Origin of the sequence: Amycolatopsis sp. NPDC058340 (assembly GCF_042723975.1) — a bacterium.
GTDB lineage: Bacteria > Actinomycetota > Actinomycetes > Mycobacteriales > Pseudonocardiaceae > Amycolatopsis.
In genome coordinates, this window is sequence record NZ_JBHXIB010000013.1 from 162013 (window position 1) to 186417 (window position 24405).

The 24405-nt window shown below is 68.0% G+C and carries 28 protein-coding genes and 1 tRNA gene; 19 read left to right on the forward strand and 10 right to left on the reverse strand.

The annotated features are described in order from the left end of the window. Positions 1–304: 304 nt before the first annotated feature. Complete coding sequence (locus tag ACFWIW_RS18120; protein ID WP_378369462.1) at positions 305–808, forward strand: helix-turn-helix domain-containing protein; 504 nt, start codon at positions 305–307, stop codon at positions 806–808. Next, positions 805–1965, forward strand: a complete 1161-nt coding sequence (locus ACFWIW_RS18125; protein ID WP_378369463.1) for an alkaline phosphatase PhoX — start codon at positions 805–807, stop codon at positions 1963–1965. The genes ACFWIW_RS18120 and ACFWIW_RS18125 overlap by 4 nt, the downstream gene beginning before the upstream one ends. A gap of 44 nt (positions 1966–2009) precedes the next feature. On the opposite strand, the gene ACFWIW_RS18130 is transcribed toward ACFWIW_RS18125, so the two are convergent. Further along, positions 2010–2660, reverse strand: a complete 651-nt coding sequence (locus ACFWIW_RS18130) for a DedA family protein (RefSeq protein ID WP_378369464.1) — start codon at positions 2658–2660, stop codon at positions 2010–2012. Positions 2661–2795: 135 nt separating this feature from the next. Here ACFWIW_RS18130 and ACFWIW_RS18135 point away from each other — a divergent pair, with 135 nt between their 5' ends. The 4 genes from ACFWIW_RS18135 to ACFWIW_RS18150 are packed head-to-tail and all read left to right on the forward strand — an operon-like array spanning position 2796 to position 5302. Further along, a complete protein-coding gene (locus ACFWIW_RS18135; protein ID WP_378369465.1) occupies positions 2796–3947 on the forward strand; it encodes a histidine kinase in 1152 nt (383 codons plus the stop codon). Then, positions 3938–4582: a response regulator gene (locus ACFWIW_RS18140; protein WP_378369466.1), complete on the forward strand. Its 645-nt coding sequence runs from the start codon at positions 3938–3940 to the stop codon at positions 4580–4582. The genes ACFWIW_RS18135 and ACFWIW_RS18140 overlap by 10 nt, the downstream gene beginning before the upstream one ends. Before the next feature lie 43 nt (positions 4583–4625). After that, positions 4626–4916, forward strand: a complete 291-nt coding sequence (locus ACFWIW_RS18145) for a helix-turn-helix transcriptional regulator (RefSeq protein ID WP_073847289.1) — start codon at positions 4626–4628, stop codon at positions 4914–4916. Next, positions 4913–5302, forward strand: a complete 390-nt coding sequence (locus tag ACFWIW_RS18150) for a VOC family protein (protein WP_378369467.1) — start codon at positions 4913–4915, stop codon at positions 5300–5302. The genes ACFWIW_RS18145 and ACFWIW_RS18150 overlap by 4 nt, the downstream gene beginning before the upstream one ends. Positions 5303–5378: 76 nt before the next feature. On the opposite strand, the gene ACFWIW_RS18155 is transcribed toward ACFWIW_RS18150, so the two are convergent. After that, complete coding sequence (locus tag ACFWIW_RS18155; protein WP_378369468.1) at positions 5379–5759, reverse strand: VOC family protein; 381 nt, start codon at positions 5757–5759, stop codon at positions 5379–5381. Positions 5760–5806: 47 nt separating this feature from the next. Continuing rightward, a complete protein-coding gene (locus ACFWIW_RS18160; protein ID WP_158073309.1) occupies positions 5807–5950 on the reverse strand; it encodes a hypothetical protein in 144 nt (47 codons plus the stop codon). A 96-nt stretch (positions 5951–6046) separates the two neighbouring features. Between ACFWIW_RS18160 and ACFWIW_RS18165 the strand changes: the two genes are divergently transcribed. The 6 genes from ACFWIW_RS18165 to ACFWIW_RS18190 all read left to right on the forward strand — a co-directional run bounded on the left by ACFWIW_RS18165 (position 6047) and on the right by ACFWIW_RS18190 (position 10322). Further along, positions 6047–6685: a TetR/AcrR family transcriptional regulator gene (locus ACFWIW_RS18165; RefSeq protein ID WP_378369469.1), complete on the forward strand. Its 639-nt coding sequence runs from the start codon at positions 6047–6049 to the stop codon at positions 6683–6685. Positions 6686–6725: 40 nt separating this feature from the next. Beyond that, a complete protein-coding gene (locus ACFWIW_RS18170) occupies positions 6726–7940 on the forward strand; it encodes a DUF4241 domain-containing protein (RefSeq protein WP_378369470.1) in 1215 nt (404 codons plus the stop codon). 17 nt (positions 7941–7957) lie between these two features. Further along, positions 7958–8380 carry a PPOX class F420-dependent oxidoreductase gene (locus ACFWIW_RS18175; protein WP_378369471.1) on the forward strand — a complete coding sequence of 141 codons (423 nt, stop codon included), beginning with the start codon at positions 7958–7960 and terminating at the stop codon, positions 8378–8380. Positions 8381–8463: 83 nt separating this feature from the next. Beyond that, positions 8464–9033, forward strand: coding sequence for a dihydrofolate reductase family protein (locus ACFWIW_RS18180; RefSeq protein WP_240595864.1), 570 nt, complete (start codon positions 8464–8466; stop codon positions 9031–9033). Between the two features lie 98 nt (positions 9034–9131). After that, entirely contained in the window at positions 9132–9503 is a 372-nt protein-coding gene (locus ACFWIW_RS18185) for a hypothetical protein (RefSeq protein WP_378369472.1), read from the forward strand. Positions 9504–9563: 60 nt separating this feature from the next. Further along, the gene (locus ACFWIW_RS18190) at positions 9564–10322 is read left to right on the forward strand and encodes a class I SAM-dependent DNA methyltransferase (protein ID WP_378369473.1); all 759 of its coding nucleotides are present in this window, start codon (positions 9564–9566) and stop codon (positions 10320–10322) included. Here ACFWIW_RS18190 and ACFWIW_RS18195 read toward each other — a convergent pair. From ACFWIW_RS18195 to ACFWIW_RS18205, 3 genes are all read right to left on the reverse strand, one after another. Next, the gene (locus ACFWIW_RS18195) at positions 10273–11673 is read right to left on the reverse strand and encodes an MFS transporter (RefSeq protein ID WP_378369474.1); all 1401 of its coding nucleotides are present in this window, start codon (positions 11671–11673) and stop codon (positions 10273–10275) included. The genes ACFWIW_RS18190 and ACFWIW_RS18195 overlap by 50 nt on opposite strands. Then, the gene (locus ACFWIW_RS18200) at positions 11670–12242 is read right to left on the reverse strand and encodes a TetR/AcrR family transcriptional regulator (protein ID WP_378369475.1); all 573 of its coding nucleotides are present in this window, start codon (positions 12240–12242) and stop codon (positions 11670–11672) included. The genes ACFWIW_RS18195 and ACFWIW_RS18200 overlap by 4 nt, the downstream gene beginning before the upstream one ends. Before the next feature lie 93 nt (positions 12243–12335). Next, positions 12336–12417, reverse strand: a tRNA-Tyr gene (locus ACFWIW_RS18205). 119 nt (positions 12418–12536) lie between these two features. Here ACFWIW_RS18205 and ACFWIW_RS18210 point away from each other — a divergent pair. Beyond that, the gene (locus ACFWIW_RS18210) at positions 12537–13028 is read left to right on the forward strand and encodes a YajQ family cyclic di-GMP-binding protein (RefSeq protein WP_016331028.1); all 492 of its coding nucleotides are present in this window, start codon (positions 12537–12539) and stop codon (positions 13026–13028) included. Between the two features lie 49 nt (positions 13029–13077). On the opposite strand, the gene ACFWIW_RS18215 is transcribed toward ACFWIW_RS18210, so the two are convergent. Beyond that, positions 13078–13752: a hypothetical protein gene (locus tag ACFWIW_RS18215; protein ID WP_378369476.1), complete on the reverse strand. Its 675-nt coding sequence runs from the start codon at positions 13750–13752 to the stop codon at positions 13078–13080. Between the two features lie 184 nt (positions 13753–13936). On the opposite strand from ACFWIW_RS18215, the gene ACFWIW_RS18220 reads away from it, so the two are divergent. Continuing rightward, entirely contained in the window at positions 13937–15085 is a 1149-nt protein-coding gene (locus tag ACFWIW_RS18220) for a sialidase family protein (protein ID WP_240595887.1), read from the forward strand. A 53-nt stretch (positions 15086–15138) separates the two neighbouring features. Then, a complete protein-coding gene (rfbA, locus tag ACFWIW_RS18225; protein ID WP_037332809.1) occupies positions 15139–16020 on the forward strand; it encodes a glucose-1-phosphate thymidylyltransferase RfbA in 882 nt (293 codons plus the stop codon). Here rfbA and ACFWIW_RS18230 read toward each other — a convergent pair. The 3 genes from ACFWIW_RS18230 to htpX form a co-directional block, all read right to left on the reverse strand. Then, on the reverse strand, positions 16010–17326 hold the full coding sequence (locus ACFWIW_RS18230; protein WP_378369477.1) for an NtaA/DmoA family FMN-dependent monooxygenase: 1317 nt from the start codon (positions 17324–17326) through the stop codon (positions 16010–16012). The two genes, rfbA and ACFWIW_RS18230, sit on opposite strands and share 11 nt — an antisense overlap. Positions 17327–17329: 3 nt before the next feature. After that, positions 17330–18400: an LLM class flavin-dependent oxidoreductase gene (locus ACFWIW_RS18235; protein ID WP_378369478.1), complete on the reverse strand. Its 1071-nt coding sequence runs from the start codon at positions 18398–18400 to the stop codon at positions 17330–17332. Positions 18401–18534: 134 nt separating this feature from the next. Next, positions 18535–19401 (reverse strand): zinc metalloprotease HtpX, encoded by an 867-nt coding sequence (gene htpX, locus ACFWIW_RS18240; protein WP_378369479.1) that lies wholly within the window; start codon positions 19399–19401, stop codon positions 18535–18537. 134 nt (positions 19402–19535) lie between these two features. On the opposite strand from htpX, the gene ACFWIW_RS18245 reads away from it, so the two are divergent. The 4 genes from ACFWIW_RS18245 (at position 19536) to ACFWIW_RS18260 (ending at position 24300) form a co-directional block, all read left to right on the forward strand. Beyond that, positions 19536–20504: a YncE family protein gene (locus tag ACFWIW_RS18245; protein WP_378369480.1), complete on the forward strand. Its 969-nt coding sequence runs from the start codon at positions 19536–19538 to the stop codon at positions 20502–20504. A 24-nt stretch (positions 20505–20528) separates the two neighbouring features. Next, a complete protein-coding gene (locus ACFWIW_RS18250) occupies positions 20529–21713 on the forward strand; it encodes a BtrH N-terminal domain-containing protein (RefSeq protein ID WP_378369481.1) in 1185 nt (394 codons plus the stop codon). A 63-nt stretch (positions 21714–21776) separates the two neighbouring features. After that, complete coding sequence (locus ACFWIW_RS18255; protein ID WP_378369482.1) at positions 21777–22238, forward strand: acyl-CoA thioesterase; 462 nt, start codon at positions 21777–21779, stop codon at positions 22236–22238. A gap of 184 nt (positions 22239–22422) precedes the next feature. Then, positions 22423–24300, forward strand: coding sequence for a S8 family serine peptidase (locus ACFWIW_RS18260; RefSeq protein ID WP_378369483.1), 1878 nt, complete (start codon positions 22423–22425; stop codon positions 24298–24300). Positions 24301–24405 lie beyond the last annotated feature (105 nt).

A 24405-nucleotide genomic window follows, 5' to 3' on the forward strand; every position in this document is an offset into this window, starting at 1 on the left:
TCCGGACGAACCCGGACATTGACTCACCTTAAACTCCCTATCACGTTTTGATAACGTAGATTGCGTGCCACCCAGCCGGGGTGCGTGATCCTTGAGAGGGCAAGGTCATGAGTCAAGGAATTCTTTCCCCGTTGCGGCCGAGGCGCAGGTGCGTTTCGGCCGGTCAGATCGTCTGTCTGAGCATTCTCACCGCATTCACCACGGCGCTGACCTTCGCCGGCACCAGCGCCTCTATCGCCGCGGGGATCGCCATCGCCCTGTTCGGCACCGTTCTCCGTCACACCGTGCCCGCCAAGGCACCCCGATGAACACGGAAACGGAGTTCATGGCGCGGCTGCGCGAGCTCCGCGACCGAAGCGGCCTCAGCATCCGCGCGCTGGCCGCCGCGACCGGCTGGTCCCGCAGCACCTTGGCCGACCTGCTGGCCCGGAACACCTTGCCCGGCAACGAAAACCAGATGCGAGTCCTGTTGCGCGCCCTGCTCAGGACGGTCCCGGACGAGCTCGGCGTCGACGAGTATCTCGCCGACTGGCGTCACCTGATCGGACGTCGCCACCACCGCAATGGCGGATGCGCACCGTTCGACCGGATACTCGTCGCGCTGGAAATAGCCGCACAGCGCGGCGGCACCGAAGCACCGGGCCTTCGCAAAGCGAAAGAAATAGTGCTGCGCGAAGGTTCCCTACGAAAGTTCCCTCCTCGCGGTGAATACGCCGCGAATTCACCTGGATGTCCCGTTCCGCCCGTACTCTCCGAGCCGCTCCATCCCGCACCACCACATCAGCGGATGTCTCGGAGGCACGAGTGAAGCGACGGAATTTCCTGCGCGCGGCCGTGGTCGGCGCCGGCGTCACGGCGTTCGGAAACAGGCTCTCGGGAGCGGCTCTCGCCGCGCCCGCCCAGAACGGACCCAGCCCGTACGGCGCGCTCCAGGCGGCCGACGCGAACGGGATCCAGCTGCCGGCGGGATTCACCAGCCGCGTCATCGCGAGGTCCGGCCAGCAGGTCGCGAACACCGGATACACCTGGCACAGCGCCCCGGACGGCGGCGCGGTGTTCGCCGACGGCAGCGGCTGGATCTACGTGTCGAACTCGGAGATCACCCCCGGCGGCGGCGCGAGCGCGGTCAAATTCGACGCGAGCGGGAACATCACCGGCGCCCACCGCATCCTGGCGAACACGCGCCAGAACTGCGCGGGCGGCAAGACTCCTTGGAACACCTGGCTTTCCTGTGAAGAGACCGACCTCGGATTCGTCTACGAATGCCAGCCGAACGGCCCGGCCACGGCCGCCGTCCAGCGGCCCGCGATGGGGAAGTTCAAGCACGAAGCCGCGGCGGCCGACCCGGTGCGCAAGGTCGTCTACCTGACCGAGGACACCTCGGACGGCTGCTTCTACCGCTTCGTCCCGACGACCTGGGGCGACCTCTCCACCGGGACGTTGCAGGTGCTCAAGGCGGGTACGGCGACCTCGGGCAGCTTCACCTGGGCGAACGTCCCCGACCCCGACGGCTCCCCCACCTCCACCCGCAACCAGGTGTCCGGTGCGAAGCGGTTCAACGGCGGCGAGGGACTGCACTACGCCAACGACACCGCGTGGTTCACCACCAAGGGCGACAACCGCGTCTGGCAGCTCAACCTGACGAACAGCACCTACGAGCTGGCCTACGACGACTCGCTGGTCAGCCCCGGCTCGGCCCCGCTGACCGGCGTCGACAACGTCACCGGGACCTCGTCGGGCGACCTCTACGTCGCCGAAGACGGCGGCAACATGGAGATCTGCATCATCACACCGAACGACATCGTGGCCCCCTTCCTGCGGATCAACGGTCAAAGCTCGTCGGAGATCTGCGGCCCCGCGTTCACCCCGGCGGGGAATCGGCTGTACTTCTCGTCGCAACGCGGCACCTCCGGCTCGTCCTCGGGCGGGATCACCTACGAGGTGACCGGCCCCTTCCGGTCCTGAAACCGGCGTGCGGGGGCCCCGACGGCCCGGCGCCCCCGCACGGCTCAGGCGTCGATGCGGGACTTCTCGCGGAGACGGCTCACCACGAAGAGGGTCAGTGCGACCGCGACGGCGGCGATCACGAAGTACTGGAAGAACCCGGCGTATTCCTCGACCAGATGCCAGCTCTCCCCGAGACCGTAACCTGCCAGGACGAACACCGTGTTCCAGATCAGGCTGCCCAGCGTGGTCAGGGTCAGGAAGCGCCAGAACGGCATGCGTTCGATTCCGGCGGGCAGGGAGATGAGGCTGCGGAAGATCGGCACCATCCTGCCGAAGAACACCGCCTTGGTGCCGTGTTTCTGGAACCAGGCTTCGGTCTTGTCGAAGTCGGAGGTCTTGACCAGCGGGATCTTCGCCATCCAGCGGCGGGTGCGGTCGCGGCCGAGCAGCAGGCCGAGGTAGTACACGATGATCGCGCCCGTCACCGAGCCGAACGTCGTCCACACCAGCGCCTCCACCAGCGTGAACGTGCCCTGGCTGGCGGAGAACCCGGCGAGCGGGAGCACCAGTTCGCTGGGGATCGGCGGGAAGAGGTTGTCCAGGCCGACGATGATCGCGGCGCCCGGACCGCCCAGCGCGTCCATCAGTGACACCGCCCAGCCGGCGAGTCCTCCCATCGGTTCACTGGCGGTTTGGGCGAGGAGGAGGTTCATGGCGGCCTTTCGTGGTCGTCTGCGGATATCAACGAACGTACGAATCGCCCGGGTTCCGCACACTGGGGTGAAGCGGCACAAATCACTGCGGTAAACCGCAGTACCGATCTTCGGCTACCCCGCTAACCTGGCGTTATGCCCGTTCCGGCAGCGATGCGCCGCTATCTGCGCAAAGCACTCCGCGGCACACTCGGTCTGGCGATCGGCGCCATGACCGCTGTCGCGGAGTTCTTCTACGTGCTCTTCGGCGGAATCGCGCTCGCGGTCCCCGCGCTGCGGCAGCCCGTGTTCGCCGGCGCGCGTGCACTGTCCGAAGTGGAACGGCGACGGCTGGAGAAGTACTTCGGCGAAGAGAACGCCACGAACTACACCGATCGCCGCGCGATGGCCTATCTCGTCCCGCGGTGCGTCATCGGCCTGCTCTGCGCCGCGATCTTCATCATGATCCTGCTGGGCGCCGCTTCCGGGCTGATAATCGCCGCTCAGCTCTTCGAAGGTCAGTCGCCCGGAGGAGGCGCACCGGCAGACTGGTACGACCCGCTCACCACCACCCTCTTCGGCGGGTTACTCGTATTCCTTTCCTTGCAAGGGCTCATCGGAGCCGCGACGCTGGACGTCAGGCTGGCGAAGCGCTTTTTCGGCCCCAGCAAAAGCGAACAGTTGCGACGGCGGCTCTTTGAACTCACGACCAGCCGGGCCGAAGTGGTCGAGGCGGTCAACGGTGAGCGCCGCCGGATAGAACGCGACCTGCACGACGGCGTCCAGCAGCGGCTCGTCGCGCTGGGGATGCTGCTCGGCCGGGCCCGTCGCGCGACCGACCCGGAGCACGCGGCGGATCTGCTCCGGCAAGCGCACGAGGAATCACAGCGTGCCCTGGTGGACCTGCGAGAAGTCTCGTGGCGGGTGTATCCGATCGCGCTGGACGCGGACGGGCTGCATCCCGCGTTGGAGGCGCTCGCGGAACGTTCGGGCATCCCGGTCCACCTGCGGCTCGACCTGCCGGGGCGGCCACCGGCGGCGATCGAGACCGTCATCTACTTCGTCGCTTCCGAGGCGGTCACCAATACGATCAAGCACGCCGCGGCGACGCGGATCGACATCGAAGTGGAGCGGGACGGGGGCAAGGTGCGGGTACGGATCACCGACGACGGAACGGGCGGGGCGCGAGAGTCGGGCGGCGGGCTTTCCGGCCTCGCGATGCGCGTCGCGGCGGCGGACGGGCAGTTCACTGTGGACAGTCCACTCGGCGGCCCGACAGTGGTGACCGCGGTGCTGCCGTGCGGGTGATCCTCGCGGAGGACTCGACCCTGCTGCGCGAGGGGCTGGTCCGGCTGCTGGTCGAAGAAGGACACGAGGTCGTGGCGTCGGTCGGCGACGGCGACGCGCTCCTCTCGACGACGGCCGCCCACAGGCCGGACGTGATCGTCACGGACGTCCGTATGCCGCCGACCCACACCGACGAGGGCCTTCGCGCGGCGCTCGAGATCCGGAAACGCTGGCCGGAGATCGGGGTACTGGTGCTCTCGCAGTACGTCGAGAAGCGCTACGCCGCGGACCTGATCACCGGCGACGGCGAACGCGTCGGCTATCTCCTGAAGGACAGGGTCGCCCAAGTGGGCGAATTCCTGGACGCGCTCGACCGGATCGCCGCCGGTGGTGCGGCGTTCGATCCGGAGGTCGTCCGACGGTTGCTCGCGCGGACCACGCACACCGATCCGCTCGCGAAACTGACCGTCCGCGAACGTGAAGTGCTGGAGAAAATGGCGCAGGGCCACACGAACCCCGGGATCGCCGAGTCGTTGTTCATCTCGCTGAGCGCCGTCGAGAAGCACGTGAACGCCATTTTCGACAAGCTCGGGCTGACCAGCACCGCCGGCTACAGCCGTCGAGTCCTGGCCATCCTGCGCTACCTCGGGTCCTGACCCCGAGTTGACAGGCAAGCGACGACTTGCCTATAACTGGTTCGTGGACGGCGACCTGTTCAAGGCGATCGGCGACGCGACGCGACGCACCATCCTGGACGAGCTGACCGAAAAGGACGGTCAGACCCTGTTCGAGATCTGCGGCAGGCTGACCATGAAGCATGGCTTGACCTCGTCACGGCAGGCCATCTCGCAGCATCTCGCGATGCTCGAACAAGCGGGCCTGGTGCGCACCCGGCGGCAGGGCCGCTACAAGTTCCACCACATCGACACGAGCCCACTGCGGTCGATCGTCGAGCGGTGGCCCATCGACCGAGAGGAACCGAACCCGTGATCCGGATCAACATCACCAGCGTCTTCGTCGACGACCAGGCCAAGGCACTCGACTTCTACACCGGAAAACTGGGATTCATCAAGAAACACGACGTGCCCACCGGGGACGCCCGCTGGCTCACCGTGGTCTCCCCGGCCAACCCCGACGGCGTCGAACTGCTGCTGGAACCGGACGGGCACCCCGCGGCAAAGCCGTTCAAGAAAGCGCTGGCCGGCGACGGCATCCCGTTCACCCAGTTCGCCGTCGACGACGTGTACGCCGAGGTCGAGCGACTCAAGGGGCTCGGCGTCGAGTTCACCCAGGACCCCGTCGACATGGGACCCGTGGTCACCGCCGTCTTCGACGACACCTGCGGTAACCTGATCCAGCTCGCCACGATGAAGTAACCCCCGCAACGGAAAGCTCGTGAGTGGCAAGGACGGTTCTAACCGTCCTTGCCACTCACGAGGCTCGACCGCTTCCTTACTGCTGCACCCACTCCACGAGTTCCACGGGCACACCGTTCGGGTCCGTGACCATGAAGAGACGCTCTCCCCACGGCTCTTCCCGCAGCGGCAACGTGATCTCGACACCTTCGTCGCGCAGGCGCTTCTCCTCGGCCTCGAGGTTCTCGACCGTGAAGGCCACGATCACGCCGGACGCGCGCCGCTGCCGCAGGTTCTCCGGCAGGACCTCGATCCCCGCCTGAAGCAGGACGATGGTCACTTTCGCGGTTTCGTGCCCGAGGGAGACGAAACCCTCCGCGGCCATCTGCTCGGCGAAGCCGAAGTGCTCGGTGAAGAAACGGCTGGACGCGGCGACGTCGTCGACGGTCAACGAGATGGTGGAGGCAAGGACGTTCACGGGCGATCCCCTTCGGTCGGCGATGAGTTTTCGGACGAGCTGAGCGGTCAGTACGACCGGCGGCGCGGGACGCCGATCGAGCGGCGCACCGGCATCGAGCGGCCGGGGAACGGCTGCTGATGACGGCGGTCGTTCCGGCGGACCTGGGCGCGGTTGGTGCCTTCGTTGCCTTGGGGGATTCGAGCGGTCAAGGAGCCTCTTCTCTCGCGGTCGGTAGTACGGACGTAAGTTTACATCCGAACTACCGGAAGTCAAGGGTATTTTTACGACGGTGGTAAACTTCGCTCATGACCAGCGCGGATGTGGGCCTTCGGGAGCTCAAGAAGCAGGAGACACGGCAGCTGATCTCCGACCAAGCGACGCTTCTCTTCATCGAGAAGGGCTTCGAAGAGACGACGATCGCCGAGATCGCCGCCGCGGCGAGAGTCGCGAAGAAGACCGTCACCAACTACTTCGCGCGCAAAGAGGACCTGGCACTCGATCAGCACGAGGAATTCACGGCCGGGCTGGCGAACGCCGTCCGCGACCGGAAGCCGGGTGAGTCGGCGCTGGCCGCGCTACGACGTACCTTCCTGGACGCGGTGGCGGAGCACTCTCCCGTGATCGGCTTCACCGGGCCGGTCTTCGCGAAAATGGTGCTGGAGAGCCCGACCTTGACCGCGCGGCTGCGTGAACTGCACGAACTGCGCGAAGCGGCGCTCGCCGAACTGCTCGCGACCGAGACCGGAGCCGACGCGGACGACGTCACCCCGGTCATGGCGGCCGCCGAGCTCAACGCGATCGACCGTGTCCTCTTTCGCGAGGTACTGCGGCGTTCCCACGCCGGCGAGAGCAACGACGAGATCGCCGAAGCGCTGACGAAGGCGACCCAGCGGGCTTTCGAGCTGCTGGAGCCCGCCTTCGGCGACTACGCGATCCGCGAATAGCCCCTGGGTTTTGTCGGGGGTAACCGCTAGGTTTCGCTCCATGTCTGAGGGGACCTCGCTCGACGTCGTCTACTGCGAAGGCTGGGACCCGGCGGCCCGCACACTGATCGGCAGGTTCTCCCCCGGTATCGCGCAGGAACGCGACGCCGCCGGGGAGCAGTACGCCGTCGCGTTGGTGCTTCCCGGGACCGAAGAGCCGCGGATACTGCTCGAGATCGCTTGGAAGCACCACTTCGCCCGCTCCGCCCACTTCGACGAGCGGAGCAGGCGTCGCGGCTTGTTCGAGTTCCGCGTGCTCGAAGACGGCGCGCTGTTCCTCGTGAAGGTCGAGCAGTGGACCTACCATTTCGACGACCAGGAGGAGTTCGACGAGCAGAACGCCGGCCGGGCCGAGCTGTCCTTCGGCCCCGACGGTGACGGCTGGGTGAACAAGGCTCCTCGTGGCTACGGCGGCGGTTCCAGTAGCGGCCGCGTGCGAAAGCCGTTGTCCGAGCTGAGGATGCCGAAGCCCGCCTTCGGCGATTGGCAACCCTTCACGAATTCGAAACAGCTGACCCTCCGGACGCCGGACACCCCGGTCACCGATCCACCGATTCCGGTCGGAGAACGCCCTTGGCGGCCCTCAGTTCCCTTGCGCCCCTTCGGTATCGACGAAATGTTCACGCCGGGCACGCGATTTTCCCTGAGCGAAAGCCATGGCGTCGTCGAGATCGAGCTTCGGGACGCCGGGAAACTCCGGATGACCAGCGGCAGGCTCGTCGCGGCGGATCCGGCCTTCCTGGATTCGGACGCCGCGCATTTCACGGTCACCGTGCCTCCCGGCGAGTACCCGGTAGTGGTCTCGGTGATCCGGTTCGTCGACGAACCGTCCCACGAACGGGTCGTGGCCGCAAAACTCGTCGTCGCCGACGTCTCGGTCGCCACCTGGGAAGCGGCGCTCTGGCCTGGGCAGGACGCGCTTTTCCTCGGTGACGGGGAGTTCTACGGCTACGGCGTGGACAGCGGCACAGGCTGCTTCACCGACGCCGACGCCCTCCCCGAGGAGGTGGACGACGACATCCTGGAGAAGTTCGAGGAGGTGGACCCGCACCTCGACGTCACCCTGGACGGGGCCGACGGCAACATCATCGCGTTCACCACCGGATGGGGAGACGGCAGCTATCCGACCTGGATCGGCCGGGCGGCGGACGGCACGCCGGTCTGTTTCGTCACCGACATGCTGATCCTGAACCGTGCCCGGCTTCTCACGGCCTGAGCGGGGATCATGACGCCATGACCTTCACCGCAGAAGAGATCGCGTACCTGCGCTCGCAACCGTTGGCCCGCTTCGCGACCCTGTCGGCGGACGGTGAACAGCCCGACGTCGTCCCGCTGGCGTTCGAGTTCGACGGAACGCATTTCTGGGTGGGCGGCGCGGGCGCGTCGGTCCTCGCGACCCGGAAGTTCCGCAATATCCAAGCGGGGCAACGCAAAGTCGCCTTGATCGTGGACGACCTCGTCTCACTCGACCCGTTCATCGCCCGCGGTGTCCGGATCTACGGCGAAGCCGCCGACCCGCTCGAACGGATGGGAATCGTCGGCCCGGGCATCTATTCGCGCGTGACGCCGAAGGTGTCGTGGAGCTGGAACATGGCGGGCGAACCCGTGGGCGAGGCGTGGTATCCGTCGAGGCGCGCTGTTCACGGCGACACGTAGAACTCGCGGAGGACGACGGATCCGTGGGCGGGCAGCCGGTCGCCGGTCCATTCTTGTCGGTGGCCGGCGGTACTGTCGGATCCATGCGGGAGCTGATCGTCACCGAGAACTGCACGATCGACGGCGTGATCGAACTGGCGGGCGACTGGTTCAGCCCGGGCGACACCGATCCGGACGTGGACCAGTCGGACGTCCTGGCCACGCTCCGGGAACAACGTGAGAACGCCGACGCGTTCCTGCTCGGGCGCGTCACCTTCGAAGACATGCGCGGGTACTGGCCGCACCAAACCGAAGACACGACAGGTATTTCCGCTTACCTCAACTCAGTGAACAAGTACGTGGTCTCGAGCACGCTCACGGAGCCGGAGTGGGAGAACACCACGGTGCTCTCCGGTGAGCTGCGCTCGGAGATCGAGAATCTGAAGGCCGCCGAGGGCAAGGACATCGTGACCACCGGCAGCATCTCGCTGGTGCGATCGCTCATCGCCGAGGGTCTCGTCGACGAGTACCGGTTGTTCGTCTATCCCGTCGTGGTCGGTGAGGGGCGTCGGCTGTTCGAGGGCGCCACCGGTGTTCCGAAGCTTCGCCTGGTGGAGGAGAAGGCGTTCGCATCGGGAATCGTTCTGCTGCGCTACCGCGCGGCGCCGAACTGACGCTTCACCGGGTCGTGCGGCGGGAATTCCCTGCTCACCCGCCGCTCGGTAGGGTCGTGCTCCGGTTCGACGACGGGAGAACGACGGAGGTGGCGCGCATGGTCGACGCGTCGAAGTTCACGGCCGAGGTGTTCCGTCGCGCGTCGGAACGGCCCGAGGTCCAGCCACGGCTGGCCCGGGCGGCGACCTGCGTCCGGGAAGGCAAGTTCACTTGGGAGGAGGTCGCCACCGGAAATTGCGAGCACCCGCTCGCGCAGGCGCTGTTCGCGCCCAGAGCCCAGGAGAAGCTGTGGCCGCTGCTGGCTGAGGTCGCCGCGGAGCTCGAGTCGGAGCCTCCGCCGGCCGAACCCCGGCGTGCGCGGCGAGCGCCGACGACGGACGACGACTTCAGCGAGTACACCTACCTCGAAGACCTGGCCGAACCGGATACGCGTCCCGCGTGGCCGCAACGACGGGGTCGCGGCCGGTGAGCGCCCAGCGGGCGAAAACGGGATGAGGAGCACAGGCGCCCGCGCGTAGCGTCGGCGACCGTGATCAGTGAGACGGAGACAGGAGACGACGCTTCGGACGGCTGGTTCCCCGAGAGCGTGGCCGCGGACTACGACGAGCCGGGCGGGGCGAACGCGCCCGAAGTGGTGACGCCCGCGGTGGACGTCCTCGAAGACCTGGCCGACGGTCCGGTGCTCGAGTTCGCCGTCGGGACCGGGCGGATCGCGATCCCGCTGGCCGCTCGCGGCGTGCCGGTGAGCGGCATCGAACTGAGCCGGGCGATGGCCACGCGGATCGCGGGCAAACCGGGCGGTGAAGCGGTCGGCGTCACGCTCGGCGACATGACGGAAACGCGGGTGGACGGCGAGTTTTCGTTGGTCTATCTGGTGTTCAACACGATCGGCAACGTGACCACCCAGGACGGGCAGGTCGACGTCTTCCGCAACGCGGCGGCGCATTTGCGCCCCGGTGGGCTGTTCCTCGTCGAGGTGGGTCTGCCGGATCTGCGCCGCCTGCCGCCCGGACAGGACATCGTCCCGTTCGCGATGGGGCCCGGATATGTCGGATTCGACCAGTACGACGTGGTCACGCAGGAGTTCACGTCGAACCACGTCACCGTGACATCGGATGGCCAGGGGCGGTTCCGCCGCATCCCCTTCCGGTATGTCTGGCCCGCCGAACTGGACCTCATGGCACGTATCGCCGGAATGCGCCTGAAGTACCGCTGGGCGGACTGGGACCGCTCGGAGTTCACCGCCGAGAGCACGAAACACGTGTCGGTCTGGGAGCGCGGTTCATGACGATGATGGCCGCGCTGACGACGAGCGGAGGCAACGCCCACAGCGCCGTCGTGAGGTAGCCGTCCCGGGCGGGCAGCAAAGCGCCGTCCGGGGTGACGGCGGCGAGCAGGAGGCCGGCGAGAGCGCTGCCCGCGGCCATCCCGACACTGCGGGCGATCTGGTTGATCGAGAGCACGCTGGCCGTTTCCTCTTGTGGCACACCGGCCAGCACGAGCTTGGGCATCACCGCGAAGACACCTCCGACGGCGAAACCGAGCAGGGCGATCGCGACGAGGACGAGCGGGAACGACCGGTTGCCGGCGGCGAACAGCAGTGCGCTCGTCACGGCGATCGCGACCGACAACGCGTACGTCCACCGTTCGGTGAGGCGCGCGACGAGCTGCGGGATCGCTTTTCCCGCAACGAATCCGAGCAGTGAGAACGGGATCAGCGCCGCGCCCGCGGCGACGCCGGGAAGCGCGAAGCCGTAGTGGGCGCCGACGGGAGTCTGCACGTAGCGGGTGAACAAGCTGAACAGGAGGTACAGCCCCGCCCCGGCCACGAGAATCGCCAAGTTCGCGCGAAGGATGGCACTTCGGCCGAGCAACCGAAGGTTCACCAGCGGTGCCGTCGTGCGCAGTTCGATGAACGCCCACCCGACCAGGACCGCGACGGAGCCGGTGAGAACGCCGACGCCCAGCCACGCGGTCGTCCATATCGAGGGCTCGGCGATGACCAGGAGGACACCGAGCGTGCCGAGAGCGAGAAGCAGCGTGCCGGGAACGTCGATCCGAGGAAGCTCGCCGGGCGCTTCGGCCGGCAGGAAACGCCAGGCGACGACCAGCGCGACAGCGGACAGGAGGAAGCCGAATCCGTACGCGACCCGCAGTCCCGCGAGCTGGTCGAGAAGGCTGACCACCGGATAGCCGACGCCGATGCCGACCGTCGACGCGACCGAAAGGGCGGCGATCGTCGATGTCGCGCGCTCGGGCGGCAGATGTGCGCGGGCGACGCTCATCAACAGCGCCCCGGCCGCGACCCCGAGCCCTTGCAGGCCGCGTCCGACCAACAGTGCCGCGTACGGAAGCGGGAGCACCGTCAGCAATCCGCCCGTCATGACCAGAGCAAGGGTGACCAGGATCGTGGCGCGGCGGTACGGGCCACTGCCGAGCCTGCCCAGCACCGGGCCCGCGATCGCGCCGCTGAACAGCGTCACCGTCAAGGTCCACTGCGCGGCGTCCAGCGAGACGTGCATACCCGTGGCGACCGGGGTGATCAGGGGCGCCCCGACGCTGCCGATGACCGCACCCGCCAGCGCCGTGCACACCAGCGCGGGGCTCAGCCTCCCGTCGTGCCGGACGGGGACACTCATCGGTTCGTCTCGGTGGTGATGTGTGTGAACAGCCCCGGTTGGATCCGGGTGCGGACGCCCTCGGCCCAGCCGTCGTCGACCTGCCCGACGTCCATCGCGGCGCCGGTGTTCAGCAACATCCCGAAGGCGAGGAAGGTCTTCACGGTCACGGGATCGAGACCGGTACCGTCCTCGGTCGTCTCCCACATCCGCGCGAAACACGACCGCACCGCGTCCCGCACCTCTGGGTCGCCACACGCGGCGAAGCCCTGAAGCTGCAACAACAACCCGGTCCGGTCGGCCAGGAGGTCGAAATACTGCGCCCCCATCGCCGAGAGCGCGTCCAGGCCGGTCTTCCCGTCGCCCGCGTCCCGCATCGCGGCACTGAGCCGCTCGAACGCGGCCTCGACGAGCTCCAGGAACAGGGCCTTCTTCGTCCCGAACATCCGGAAGACGTACGCCTGCGTGATCCCCGCCGTTTTCGCGATCGCTTCCGTCGATGCCCCGTGCAGCCCGTGTTCCGCGAACTCCTTCGCGGCGATCGCCAGCACCTGGGCACGTCGTTCGGGTCCGCTCATCCGTCCGGCCATACCTCCAAGTTACTGGTTACTAACCACTAACTAAAGGTGTCCCGCGCAACAAACAAAGCGGCCCCGTGACTGGGTCACGGGGCCGCTTTGGTGTGGCGAGTGAGGGATTCGAACCCCCGAAGGCAGTGCCGTCTGATTTACAGTCAGATCCCTTTGGCCGCTCGGGCAACTCGCCGTGGCCGGGTGTCCCCGGCCGAGACGAAAGAATACCCAATGCCGTGGCGGGCCGGTCAACCGGGTTCCGCAGGGCTAGGGTGGAAGCTCCTGACAAGCGAGTACGAGGTGTGAGAACACGTGGCGGATCCCTCTTTCGACGTGGTGAGCAAGGTCGATCGCCAGGAGGTGGACAACGCCCTGAACCAGGCCAGCAAGGAACTCGGTACGCGGTTCGACTTCCGGGGTACCGGGACCAAGATCGACTGGTCCGGTGAAGAGGCGATCGCGATCGAGTCCGAGACCGAGGAGCGGGCGCTGGCGGCGGTCGAGGTGTTCAAGGAGAAGCTGATCAAACGCGGCATCTCCCTGAAGGCCTTCGAGGCGGGCGAGCCGGCGTTGTCCGGCAAGATCTACAAGATCGGCGGCAAGATCCTGCAGGGGATCGCGTCGGACAAGGCGAAGCAGATCGCCAAGTTCATCCGTGACGAAGGCCCCAAGGGCGTCCAGGCGCAGATCCAGGGCGACCAGCTTCGGGTGTCCGGCAAGAAGAAGGACCAGCTGCAGGACGTGATCGCCTTGCTGAAGGGCAAGGACTTCGAGATCGCGCTGCAGTTCACGAACTACCGCTGAGCACGGCGACGGCGAGGCCACCTTCCGCGGAAGGTGGCCTTCGTCATGCCTAGGACGCGGTGACCGTCCAGGTCCCGTCGCCTTCCACCGACACGAAGGCCGGGCCGGACACGGGCACGCTGCCCTTGTAGTCACCGAGCTGGTTCACGGGGAGCTCCGAGTAGTCGCCGCTGTGCACCCACACCGCGGTGCGGCCGCTGTTCTTGGTCGTGATGGCGACCGATGAGACGCCATCGGTCGCGGCGAAGACCGCTTCGCCCTTGCCGGACAGGGGTTTGCCCGGCGTGAGCGCGGGCAAGCCGCTTTCGTCGGTGATGGTCAGCGTCCAGGCGGCGTTGGCCTTGACGGTGAACGTCTTCGCCTGACGGCCGGGCATGTCGTTGATCCACTGCGTGCCCTTGTACGGGCCGACGTCGTTGACGATCAGCTCGTTCTCGGTGTTGACCGCGACGTGCCCGGAACACTTCGGACAGTCGAAGGTCACGAAGCCGATACGCGACGGCCAGGTCATGGGGACCGACGCGTTCCCCTTCCCCGAGTGCTTCTCCTCCGGCTGCGGGCCGGGCTTCGGGGTGGTGGTCGGCGTGGGAATCGTCGTCGGCGAGCGCAGCCCGTCCGGGGCGGCCGCCCGCGGGACGACGCGGCCGAGAGCCGGCGGCGAGCAGGCCATCAGGCCCGCGGTCAGCAGCACGGCACTCGCGGCCGCGCACAAGCGCCTGATCACGTGTTTCCCCCTAGTCGAACCCGTCATCCGATCTTCGTCGGTCGATAGCCCAGCGTTACCGGATCACTCGGCCGAGCGATTCAGGCCACTCGGACGTGGGTTTCCGCCGCAACGCCTCCTCGGGAGTCCGAAAGGGACAAAAGCCCGTGTTGTAATCCGGCGATCGCGTTCGAGGAAGGTCACGATGAAACGCCGTTTCAGCTCCGCACTCGCCTTCGCGCTGTCACTCACGGTGATCGCGTCCCTGTTCACGTCCGCGCAGGCCGCGGAGCGCCAACAGCTCGTGCCCGGCTACGGCTCGTACCCGCGGCTCATCCGGCTGGAGCATTCCTCGATCGGCCGCGGCCGTATCCTCGCGTCGCTGACCAGCGAAGACGCGAGCGGCAAATTCACCCCGATCATGGAGAGCACCGACGAGGGCCAGACCTTCCACAAGATCGGCGAGGTCCGCGACCGCGACGGTCGCCGCGGCATGTGCTGCGGAACGCTGTACGAACTGCCGCAGCGGGTCGGCAGGCTTCGCGCGGGCACCCTGCTGTGGGCCGCGAGCTACCGGCAGGACGCCGGTCCGCAGCGGCGGATCGGGATCAGGATCTGGTACAGCCGCGACGCCGGGCGCTCGTGGGCCTTCCTGTCCGAGGCCGCCCGCTCGCACAACCACGACGGCATCTGGGAGCCGGAGTTCGTCGTCGACGCGGGTGGCACGCTGTGGCTGCACTACGCCGACGAGACCGAGGCGCCGCAGTTCGCGCAGGTGATGAACCGGGTCGCCTCCACCGACGGGGTGAACTGGGGTACCAAACAGCGCACGATGGCCATCCCGCCGCATCGGGTGCGGCCCGGTATGCCGATCATCCGCCGCCTCCCCGACGGCCGGTACTACCTGGCCTACGAGATCTGCAACTACCGCGACCGCTACTGCGACCCGTACTTCAAGATCTCCTCCGACGGCGCCAACTGGGGCGATCCCCTCGATCCCGGCACCCGCGTCACCACCGCCAGCGGCAACTACTTCCAGCACGCGCAGACGATCACGCTCTTCCCCGGCGGGCCGAACGGGGTGCGGCTGGTGATGGTCGGGCAGATCTACACCAACGCCGCCGGGGTCCCGCAGCCCAAGAACGGCCAGGTCCTGCTGGCCAACGACAACTTCGGCGCCGGGCACTGGTACGAACTGCCCGCGCCGGTGCACATCGTCGGGATCCACAACAACTTCTGCCCCAACTACAGCTCGACGCTGCTGCCGGTCGACGGCGGCAAGAACGTGTTGCAGATCTCCACCGAGTACAACCTCGGCTGCAAGGCGTACTTCGCGAAGGGCCCGGCGTTCTGAGCCACCCGGTAGTGTGAGATCCCGAGCGATCGGCTACGAAGCGGGGGCATCGCATGAAGGGCATCGTGCTGGCCGGGGGCAGTGGGACGCGTCTGCATCCCATCACCCAGGCGATATCGAAACAGCTGCTACCGGTCTACGACAAACCGATGATCTACTACCCGATCTCGGTGCTGATGTTCGCCGGGATCCGCGAGATCCTGATCATCTCGACCCCCGTCGACCTGCCGCATTTCCGGCGGCTGCTCGGTGACGGCAGCCAGTTCGGGCTCAGCTTCAGCTACGCCGAGCAGGCCGCCCCGAACGGGCTGGCCGAGGCGTTCGTCATCGGCGCGGACTTCGTCGGCGACGACGACGTCGCGCTCGTGCTCGGCGACAACATCTTCTACGGCCAGGGGTTCTCCAGCAGGCTGCAGGCCGCGGCGACCGCGCTCGACGGTTGCGTGCTGTTCGGCTACCCGGTGAAGGATCCGCAGCGGTACGGCGTCGGTGAGATCGACGCCGACGGCAAACTCCTCTCCATCGAGGAGAAACCCGAGAAGCCGAAGTCGAACAAGGCCATCACCGGCCTGTACTTCTACGACAACCAGGTCGTCGAGATCGCCCGTGACCTCAAGCCCTCCCCGCGCGGCGAGCTGGAGATCACGGACGTCAACCTCACCTACCTGCGGCAGGACCGCGCGACGCTGATCGACCTCGGCCGCGGGTTCGCCTGGCTCGACACCGGAACGCACGACTCGCTGCTGGAGGCCGGCCAGTTCGTGCAGGTCCTCGAGCACCGGACGGGTGTCCGGATCGCCTGTCTCGAAGAAGTCGCGCTGCGTATGGGCTTCATCGACGCGGAGCAGTGCTTCGCGCTCGGGGCGAAGCTGGCGAAGTCCGGCTACGGCGAATATCTGATGAACGTCGCGCGTACCCAGGGCGCTACCGGCTGAACAGGTGTTCCCGCAGGGTGTCGCCGGTGTAGTCGGTCCGGAAGACACCTCGTTCCTGCAGTTGCGGGACGACGTCGTCGACGAACGCGTCCAGCCCGCCCGGGGTCAGATGCGGCACCAGCACGAAGCCGTCGGCGGCGTCGCTCTGGACGTACTCGTCGATCGATTCCGCGACCTGCCGGGCGGTGCCGACGAACTGCTGGCGCGCGGTCACCTCGATGACCAGTTCGCGAATGGAGAGCTTCTTCTCCTCCGCGATCGCCCGCCATTTCGCGGCCACGGCCAGCGGATCCTTCTCGTGCCGGACTCGCCCCCAGGTCAGCGGTTCGGCGTCGGGATCCGGGTCGATCTCGGGGAGCGGGCCGTCGGCGTCGTAGGCGGAGAGATCGCGGCTCCAGACCTGTTCGAGGAACTGGATCGCGGTCGCCGGACGGACCTGTTGATAGCGGATCTCGCGGGCATGCTCGTGCGCGTCCTCCTCGGTGTCGCCGAGGACGAACGTCGCGGCGGGCATGATCAGCAGCTCGCCGGGCTCGCGGCCGTACGCGGGCAGCCGTCGCTTGACGTCGGCGAAGAACTCCTTGCCGCTCTCCAGCGAGCCGTGGCGGCTGAAGATGACGTCGGCGGTCTTGGCGGCGAACTCCCTGCCCTCGTCGGAATCCCCGGCCTGGATGACGATCGGCTGCCCCTGCGGGGTGCGCGGGACGGTGAACTCGCCGCGGATGTCGAACTGCGGTCCACTGTGGACAAAGCGCTGGATGCCCCGGGCGAAGACGCCGTTCTCCTTGTCCCCCACGAGCGCGTCGGGTGCCCAGCTGTCCCAGAGTTCACGCACGGTGGCGAGGAATTCCTCGGCGCGGCGATAGCGGTCCTCGCGTTTCAGGAAGCCGCCGCGGCGGAAGTTCTGGCCCGTCCACGCGTCCGGTGAGGTGACGACGTTCCACGCGGCGCGGCCGCCGGAGAGATGGTCGATACTCGCGACCTGCCGCGCGACCTCGTACGGCTCGTTGAAGGTGGACGACAGCGTGCCCGCGAGGCCGAGGCGGGTGGTGACCGCCGACAGCGCGGCCAGCACGGTGGTGGTGTTCGGCCGCCCGACGACATCGGAGTCGAGGATCTTGCCCGCGTGTTCGCGCAGGCGCAGACCCTCGGCGAGGAACAGGAAGTCGAACTTGCCCCGCTCGGCCGTGCGCGCGAGATGCTCGAAGGACGAAAAGTCGATTTGGCTACCCGAACGCGGGTCGCTCCACACGGTCGTGTTGTTGACGCCGGGGAAATGCGCGGCGAGTTTGACCTGCTTGGGCATCTGTCACGCCTCCGTGTACTGGTTGGCGGCGACCCCGAGACCGAGATGGTCGCGCAGGGTGGCGCCGGTGTAGGCCTGCCGGAACACGCCCGCGGCCTGGAGCGCGGGCACCGTCTCGGCGGTGAAGAGCGCCAGGTCGTCGGGCAGGACCGCGGGCCGGAGGTGGAAGCCGTCGAGACTGTTGGATGCCGCGAGGCGGGGCAGCTCGGTGGCGAGGCCGGCGGGAGTTCCGGTGAAACTCGGGCCCGGCGCGAAGGGCGCATAGGCCTCCAGGGCCCGGCGACGCTCGATGGCCGCCTGCTCGGTTTCGGCGAGCACGATCGACAGGCCGGCGAGGAGTTTCGCGTCCGGGAAGCGCTCGCGGGCGCCGCGGATCTCGTCGACGAGGACGACGTCGGCGCCGTGCGCGTACGGCGAGTCGCCGTACACCGCGACGACGGGGTGGCCCTGCGGCGGGCGCGGCGTGATCGAAGGTCCCTTGATGCTGAAGAAGCGGCCTTCGAAGTCGACGTAATGCAGTTTCTCGCGGTCGATGAAGCGGCCGGTCGGCTCGTCGCGGATGATCGCGCCGTCCTCCCAGCTGTCCCAGAGGCGGGCGATGACGTCGACGACCTCGGCGTTCTCCGCTTCGGCGTCCACCTCGGACGGCAGGGTGCGCCTGCCGAAGTGCGCGACCTCGGCCTCGGTGCGCGAAGGCACCGCGAGGACGCCTGCGCGGCCGCGGCTCGCGAAGTCGAGCGACGCGACGGCCGTCGAGATGTGGAACGGCTCGGTGTGGGTGGTGGTGACCGTCGGGATGAGGCCGATTCCGCTGGTCACGGGGGCTATCGCGGCGAAGGTCAGCAACGCGTCGAGCCTGCCTCGGACGACCTCCTCGCCGCCGGGTTGGAGCGCGAGGGTGTCGTCGAGGGTGACGAAGTCGAGCGAAGCCACTTCGGCGAGCTTCGCGTGGGCGAGGTAGTGGGCGGCGGTGAACAACGCGGACGGGCGGACGCCGGAGACCCGCCAGGCGGCCGGATGCCGGCCGGCCCCGTCGAGCGCGACCCCGAGGTGCAACTGCTGTGCGGAACCCATGCCCGGGGAACTCGCGCCCCCCTCCCCCGATTCCCGCTCCCACGAGGTGAGATCCCCGGGCCGACCTGCGTTTAGCGGGCTAAACGCGATCTGAGGGGCGCGTCGCCTTTAGCGGGCTAAACGCGATCCGGGCGTCAGTAGGGGCGGCGGGCCATGTCTTCCAGGCGCCGGATGCGTTCGGCCATGGGCGGATGGGTCGAGAAGAGCTTCGAGAGGCCTTCGCCCGGACGGAACGGGTTCGCGATCATGAGGTGCGACTGCGAGACCAGCTTCGGCTCCGGCACGAGCGGTGCCGCGCGCGTCCCGCTGTCGAGCTTCCGCAGGGCGGACGCCAGGCCGAGCGGGTCGCCGGTGAGTTCCGCGCCCGACGCGTCGGCCTGGAACTCCCGCGAGCGGCTCACCCCGAGCTTCACGACGGCGGCCGCGATCGGCCCGATCAGCACCAGGAGCAGCCCGACCAGCGGGCTGTCACCGTCCTCGCGGTTGCCGCCGCCGAAGACGCTGGTGAACATCGCGATGTTGGCGATCACGCTGATCACGCTCGCCAGCGCGCCCGCGACGCACGAGATCAGGATGTCGCGGTTGTAGACATGGGACAGCTCGTGCCCGAGCACCGCCCGCAGTTCGCGTTCGTCGAGCAGGTCGAGGATGCCGGTGGTGCAGCACACCGCCGCGTGCCGGGGGCTGCGGCCGGTGGCGAAGGCGTTCGGGGCCACGGTGGGGCTGATGTAGAGCCGCGGCATCGGCTGCCGCGCCTTGGTCGCCAGCTCCCGCACGATCCGGTACATCGCCGGCTGCTCGGCCTCGGAGACCGGCCGCGCGCGCATGGCCCGCAGCGCCAGCTTGTCGGAGTTGAAGTAGGCGTACGCGTTGACGCCGAGCGCCACCACCAGGCCGATGACCAGCGCGCCCCGGCCGAAGAAACCGCTGATCCCGACGATGAGCGCGGACAGCAGGCCGAGCAGGACGACGGTCTTCAGGCCGTTCTGGTGCTTGTGCACGGCGTCCTGCTCCTTTCCTTCTCAGGGGTGGGGGTTACTCATCGGAAACAACGCGATCGGGGGACGCGAAGTTCCTTCGCGTGCTCGGATCGCGGGTTATCGTCGAAGCCCGGAACGATCATCGGGAGGCGCCTGTGCGAGGACCCGAACTGAGCCGCCGAGCCCTGCTCACGCTGGCCGCGGCCGGTGCCTCCGCGGTCGCCTTCGCCCCGGCGGCCAGAGCCGAGAAAGTACTCCTCGTCGAGGTCGGGGGCGCCCCGGAGGCGGTCGCGGTGAATTCCGTCACCGGTTTCGCCTACGTCTCGGACCCGTCCACCGGCACGATCGTCGTCCTCGACTCGCGGTCCGGCACGGTCGGTGACGTGATCCCGGTCGGCGGCGAGCCCGCCGGGCTGGCCGTGGACACGGTGACCAACCGGGTCTTCGTGGCGAACCCGCCCGCCGGGACCGTCCTCGTCCTGGACGGGCGGACCAACGACGTCGTCAGCGTGGTGCCCGCCGGCCCCGGCGCGTCCGGTGTCGACGTCGACGAGCAGGCGAACCGCATCTACGCGGTCAGCGACCTCACCGGGACGCTCGCCGTCATCGACGGCGTCGGCTGCCGCCTGCTGGACCTGGTCCCGGGTCCGACACGGGGGTTGTCGTCGACGGTGGTCGACAGCGGGCGCAAGCTCGCGTACTGCACCAGCACGGCCACCGACTCGCTGGAGATCTTCGACATCGGCGCGGGCCGGTTCACCGGCGGGATCCCGGTCGGCAAGTCGCCGACCGGCGTCGCCGTGCACAGCGCGTCCGGCACGGTGTTCGTCGCGAATTCGGCCATCCACCATCTGTCCATCGTGGACATGGGTGCGCGCAAGGAGAAGGCGACCGTGCTGTTGCGTTCGGAATCTTCGGCGCTCGCGGTCCACGAAGGATCGAACACCGTCTACACCAACGGCGGACCCAACGGCATCGCCCGGATCGACGGCAGGACGAGCCTGCTCACCGGCGATCTGTCGCTCGGCGTGAACCCCGGCGCGGTCACGATCGACCAGCGCACCAGGACGGTGTACGTAGCGGATCCCTTACGCGGCAGGGTTTCCCTGATCAGGGACTTCTGACGCCGAAGCGGGCATGATGGCGGGGTGAGCGAGTACGCATTGCGTGGCGGGCTGCAACCCGACGTTTCGGCGGTCACCGCCGTACTGACCCATCACGGTGTCGAAGGGCCGGACGGTCAGGCGCCCGGCGAGGCGTTGATCTTCGCCGTGTCCGGCGGGATCGGGGCAGGCTACATCCTGTGGGACTTCGCGCACGAGACGATGTCGACGATCGTGTTCGGCTTCCGCGCACGCTGGCAGTACCCGCAGGAATGGCTCAAGTCCACAGTGGACCGTCTCGGGCTCGCCGCCGACATCCACACCACCGGCGGCAAACGTGCCGCCGCGAAACGGCTTTCCGCGAATCTCGAAGCGGGACGGCCGTCGATCGTCCTCCCCGACCGCGAATCACTCGGCTACTGGCGGCTGCCGCCGGAGATGTCCGGCGGCGGCCACTTCGTCGTCGCGTACGGCGAGGAAGACGGCCGGGTGCTGGTCGACGACCGGAACCTCGCCCGGCTGACGGTCGACCGGAAGACGTTCGACGCCGCGCGTGGCCGGGTCGGCTCGTACAAGAACCTGCTCGCCACGATCGAGCCCGGTGACGTCCCCGACTGGCGGGCGGCCGTGCGCGGCGGGCTGACGGACTGCGCGCGGAGGCTCTCGGAGCCGTCGAAGTCGTTCTCGCTTCCCGCCTGGGGACGATGGGCGAAAGCCATGACCGACGAACGTGACCCCAAGGGCTGGCCGCGCGCGTTCGGTGAGCGGCGCGGGCTCGTCGGGGCGCTGTTCAACGTGTGGGAGAGCGTCACCCCGGCCGGGATGGAGGGCGGGCATCTGCGCGGCCTGTTCGCCGACGCGCTCACCGAGGCCGCCGTCCTGCTCGACCTCCCGGCGCTGGCCGAACAGGCGTCGACCTGGCGCGGGATCGCCGAGCGCTGGGCGGAGCTGGCCGAGGCGGCCGTTCCGGCGTCGAACGCCGAATTTGCCTGGATGCGCGGACTGGTCAGCGCGGTTTCGGCGGGCGTCCGTGAAGGCGACGCGGGGCAGGACGCCGCCGCGGCCGCCGGTGAGGAGATGTGGAAGCTGCGCGCGCACTACAACGACGAAACGCCGTTCACCGACGTCGAAGTCCGCGATCTGTTCAGCACGATGGGCACCATGATCGGGGACATCCACACCGCCGAGACCGCCGCGATCCGCGAACTCTCCGAAGCCCTGATGGAGTGAACCGGGCCGGTGTCCGTTGCGCCGCGCGGCCGGAACACCACGCGATCATTCAAGATCCACTTCGTGCACGCACATCCGCTGGGGACGACCAGTGCGCGTCCCGCTCCCGAGATCCACCTCCACCGCCATCGCCTGCGTGTCGCCGACCTGGACCACCTCGGTCACGTCGGGAATGTGCGGTTGCTCGACTATTTCCAGGAGGCCCAGGTCGCGCTGCTCGACCCGCGGCGTGAGCACCTTTTCCGGGCAAAGGGACCGGCGTATCTCATCGCGAAGCACAACGTCAGCTACCTGCGCAGGCTGACCTTCCGAGACAACCCGGTCGAGGTGGAGACCGTGGTCGGCCGGATCGGGACCTGCGACGTCGTGGTGAACAGCAGGCTGCGCGACGAACGGGCCGTCTACGCGCGCTGCCGCACCATCTGGGTCGCGTGCGTCCTGCCCGAAGGCAGCACACGACGGCTCGACGAAGAGGAACGCGAGCGGCTGACGCGGTTCAGCGGGGCGATCGACGAGAGCACCTGAATCAGTTTTTAACCGTTTATGCTCCATTTCCCGCATCGCCGGGGAACGGCTGGGCCGTTCAGCGGCTGATCATCGCACTTTTCGGCCGGTACCTTCGAAAGACCTCTCCCCTGCTCCAGCTCCCCGGAGGTATTTCATGCCACGGTCGAAGTCTGTCCGCTTTCTCGCGCCCTTGGTCGGTGCGATGCTACTGACGAGCGGGGTGGCCGTCGCCGCCCCGGCCGCCGAAGATCCCCAGTTCATCCGCCTGGCCAGCAGGACTTTCGATCCGCTCAGCCAGCGGACGGCCGCGAGCCAGGACTGGAAGGGCGCCTACCTGCTCCAGGTCCGGAGCGCGCTGACCGACGAACAGCGTGGGCGATTGCGTTCACTCGGCGTGCGGATCGGGACCTACATTCCCGATTTCGCCTATGTGGTCCGGCTGAAGCCGGAAAACCGCGAATCGGTCGCGAAATTGAATTTCGTCCGGTGGCTCGGCGAATACCGGGCGGACGACAAGGTGGAGATCTCACTGGCCGCGACGGGCGGTTACCTCGTGACGCTGATCGAATCGGACGCGCGGGACCAGCGCGCGGTGGCCGAGCGCATCCTGCGGCTCGGCGGGAGCATCGAGGCGATATCGCAGAGCGGGCAGCACATCGTGGCGAAGCTCGGCCCTGGTCAAGCCGCCACCGTGGCGCAGGGGGCCGAGGTGCTCGCGGTCGGCGCGATCACCGCGCCCGAGACCGACATGGCCAACGCCAGGGAGAGCAGCGGCGCGAACTACGTCGACAGTGTCGGCGGCTATCGCGGCCAGGGCGTGCGCGGCGAGGTGATGGATGGCGGACTGCGCGTCACGCACCAGGAGTTCAAGGCGCGGCCGACGGTGCTGCACGGATCGAACTCCACCAGCACCAGCCACGGGACGTCCACGTACGGCCAGATCTTCGCGTCGGGTGTGAGCGCTGCACGGCGGGGGCTGCTGCCCGAGGCTCAGGGGATCTTCGCCACCTACAACAAGCCGGACCGCTACGCCCACACCAAGGAGCTCGTCGACCCGGCGGGCAAGTACCGCGCGGTGTTCCAGAGCAACAGCTGGGGCGGCGGGCTGACCACGGCCTACAACTCGGTCTCCGCCGAGCTCGACAAGATCGTCTTCGACCACGACCTGCTGATCTGCCAGTCGCAGAGCAACGCGGGCACCCAGCAGTCGCGGCCGCAGGCCTGGTCGAAGAACGTGCTCTCGGTCGGCGGGCAGTACCACTACGACACGCTGGGCCGCACCGACGACAAGTGGAACGGCGGCGCCAGCATCGGCCCGGCCGCCGACGGGCGGATCAAACCGGAACTGTCGAATTACTACGACCGGATCGACACCACGTCGTCCGGCAGTGACACCTCGTACACGGCGTCGTTCGGCGGCACGAGCGGTGCGACCCCGATCACCTGCGGAAACGCCGGGCTGCTGTTCCAGATGTGGGCCGACGGCGTGTTCGACGGCGGACCCGGCAAGGGCCGCGACGTCTTCGCGAGCCGCCCGCACGCCGCGACCGCGAAGGCGCTGCTGATCAACGGGGCCGACCAGTTCGCGTTCAGCGGCACCTCGCACGACATGACCCGGACGCATCAGGGCTGGGGCACCGCGAACGTGCGGTACCTGCACGAACAGGCCAAGGCGAACGGCTGGAAGCTGCCGGTGCTGGTGAACGAGACCGACCTGCTGGGCACCGGGCAGTCCAAGAAGTACACGGTCGCGGTGAGCGGGACCAAGCAGTTCAAGGCCACGCTGGCCTACACCGACCCGGCGGGCTCGCCGAGCGCGACGGTCGCCAGGGTCAACGACCTGACCCTGAAGGTCACCGCGCCGAACGGGACCGTCTACTACGGCAACAACGGGCTGAAGGCGGGCAACTTCTCGACCGCGGGCGGGTCGCCGAACACCGTCGACACGGTGGAGAACGTCATCCTCGAGAAGCCGGCCGCCGGTACTTGGACGGTGGAGGTCGTGGCGACGCAGGTGAACGCGGACGGTCACCCGGAGACGTCGGCGACCGATGCGGACTACGCGCTGGTGGTCTCCTGACGGCTTGATGGCCGGATCGCGTTTAGCCCGCTAAACGCGATCCGGCGGGGCTCCGTGAAGCGCGTGAAGGCCCCCTTCCCTCGGCTGAGCCGAGGGAAGGGGGCC

Coding starts and splice junctions, on each gene's coding strand:
- ACFWIW_RS18185 (WP_378369472.1), top strand. CDS start 9,132: ATGGTCGACGCGTCGAAGTTCACGGCCGAGGTGTTCCGTCGCGCGTCG.
- ACFWIW_RS18200 (WP_378369475.1), bottom strand. CDS start 12,242: ATGGCCGGACGGATGAGCGGACCCGAACGACGTGCCCAGGTGCTGGCG.
- ACFWIW_RS18165 (WP_378369469.1), top strand. CDS start 6,047: ATGACCAGCGCGGATGTGGGCCTTCGGGAGCTCAAGAAGCAGGAGACA.
- ACFWIW_RS18195 (WP_378369474.1), bottom strand. CDS start 11,673: ATGAGTGTCCCCGTCCGGCACGACGGGAGGCTGAGCCCCGCGCTGGTG.
- rfbA (WP_037332809.1), top strand. CDS start 15,139: ATGAAGGGCATCGTGCTGGCCGGGGGCAGTGGGACGCGTCTGCATCCC.
- ACFWIW_RS18120 (WP_378369462.1), top strand. CDS start 305: ATGAACACGGAAACGGAGTTCATGGCGCGGCTGCGCGAGCTCCGCGAC.
- ACFWIW_RS18260 (WP_378369483.1), top strand. CDS start 22,423: ATGCTACTGACGAGCGGGGTGGCCGTCGCCGCCCCGGCCGCCGAAGAT.
- ACFWIW_RS18235 (WP_378369478.1), bottom strand. CDS start 18,400: ATGGGTTCCGCACAGCAGTTGCACCTCGGGGTCGCGCTCGACGGGGCC.
- ACFWIW_RS18175 (WP_378369471.1), top strand. CDS start 7,958: ATGACCTTCACCGCAGAAGAGATCGCGTACCTGCGCTCGCAACCGTTG.
- ACFWIW_RS18180 (WP_240595864.1), top strand. CDS start 8,464: ATGCGGGAGCTGATCGTCACCGAGAACTGCACGATCGACGGCGTGATC.
- ACFWIW_RS18170 (WP_378369470.1), top strand. CDS start 6,726: ATGTCTGAGGGGACCTCGCTCGACGTCGTCTACTGCGAAGGCTGGGAC.
- ACFWIW_RS18220 (WP_240595887.1), top strand. CDS start 13,937: ATGAAACGCCGTTTCAGCTCCGCACTCGCCTTCGCGCTGTCACTCACG.
- ACFWIW_RS18130 (WP_378369464.1), bottom strand. CDS start 2,660: ATGAACCTCCTCCTCGCCCAAACCGCCAGTGAACCGATGGGAGGACTC.
- ACFWIW_RS18230 (WP_378369477.1), bottom strand. CDS start 17,326: ATGCCCAAGCAGGTCAAACTCGCCGCGCATTTCCCCGGCGTCAACAAC.
- ACFWIW_RS18135 (WP_378369465.1), top strand. CDS start 2,796: ATGCCCGTTCCGGCAGCGATGCGCCGCTATCTGCGCAAAGCACTCCGC.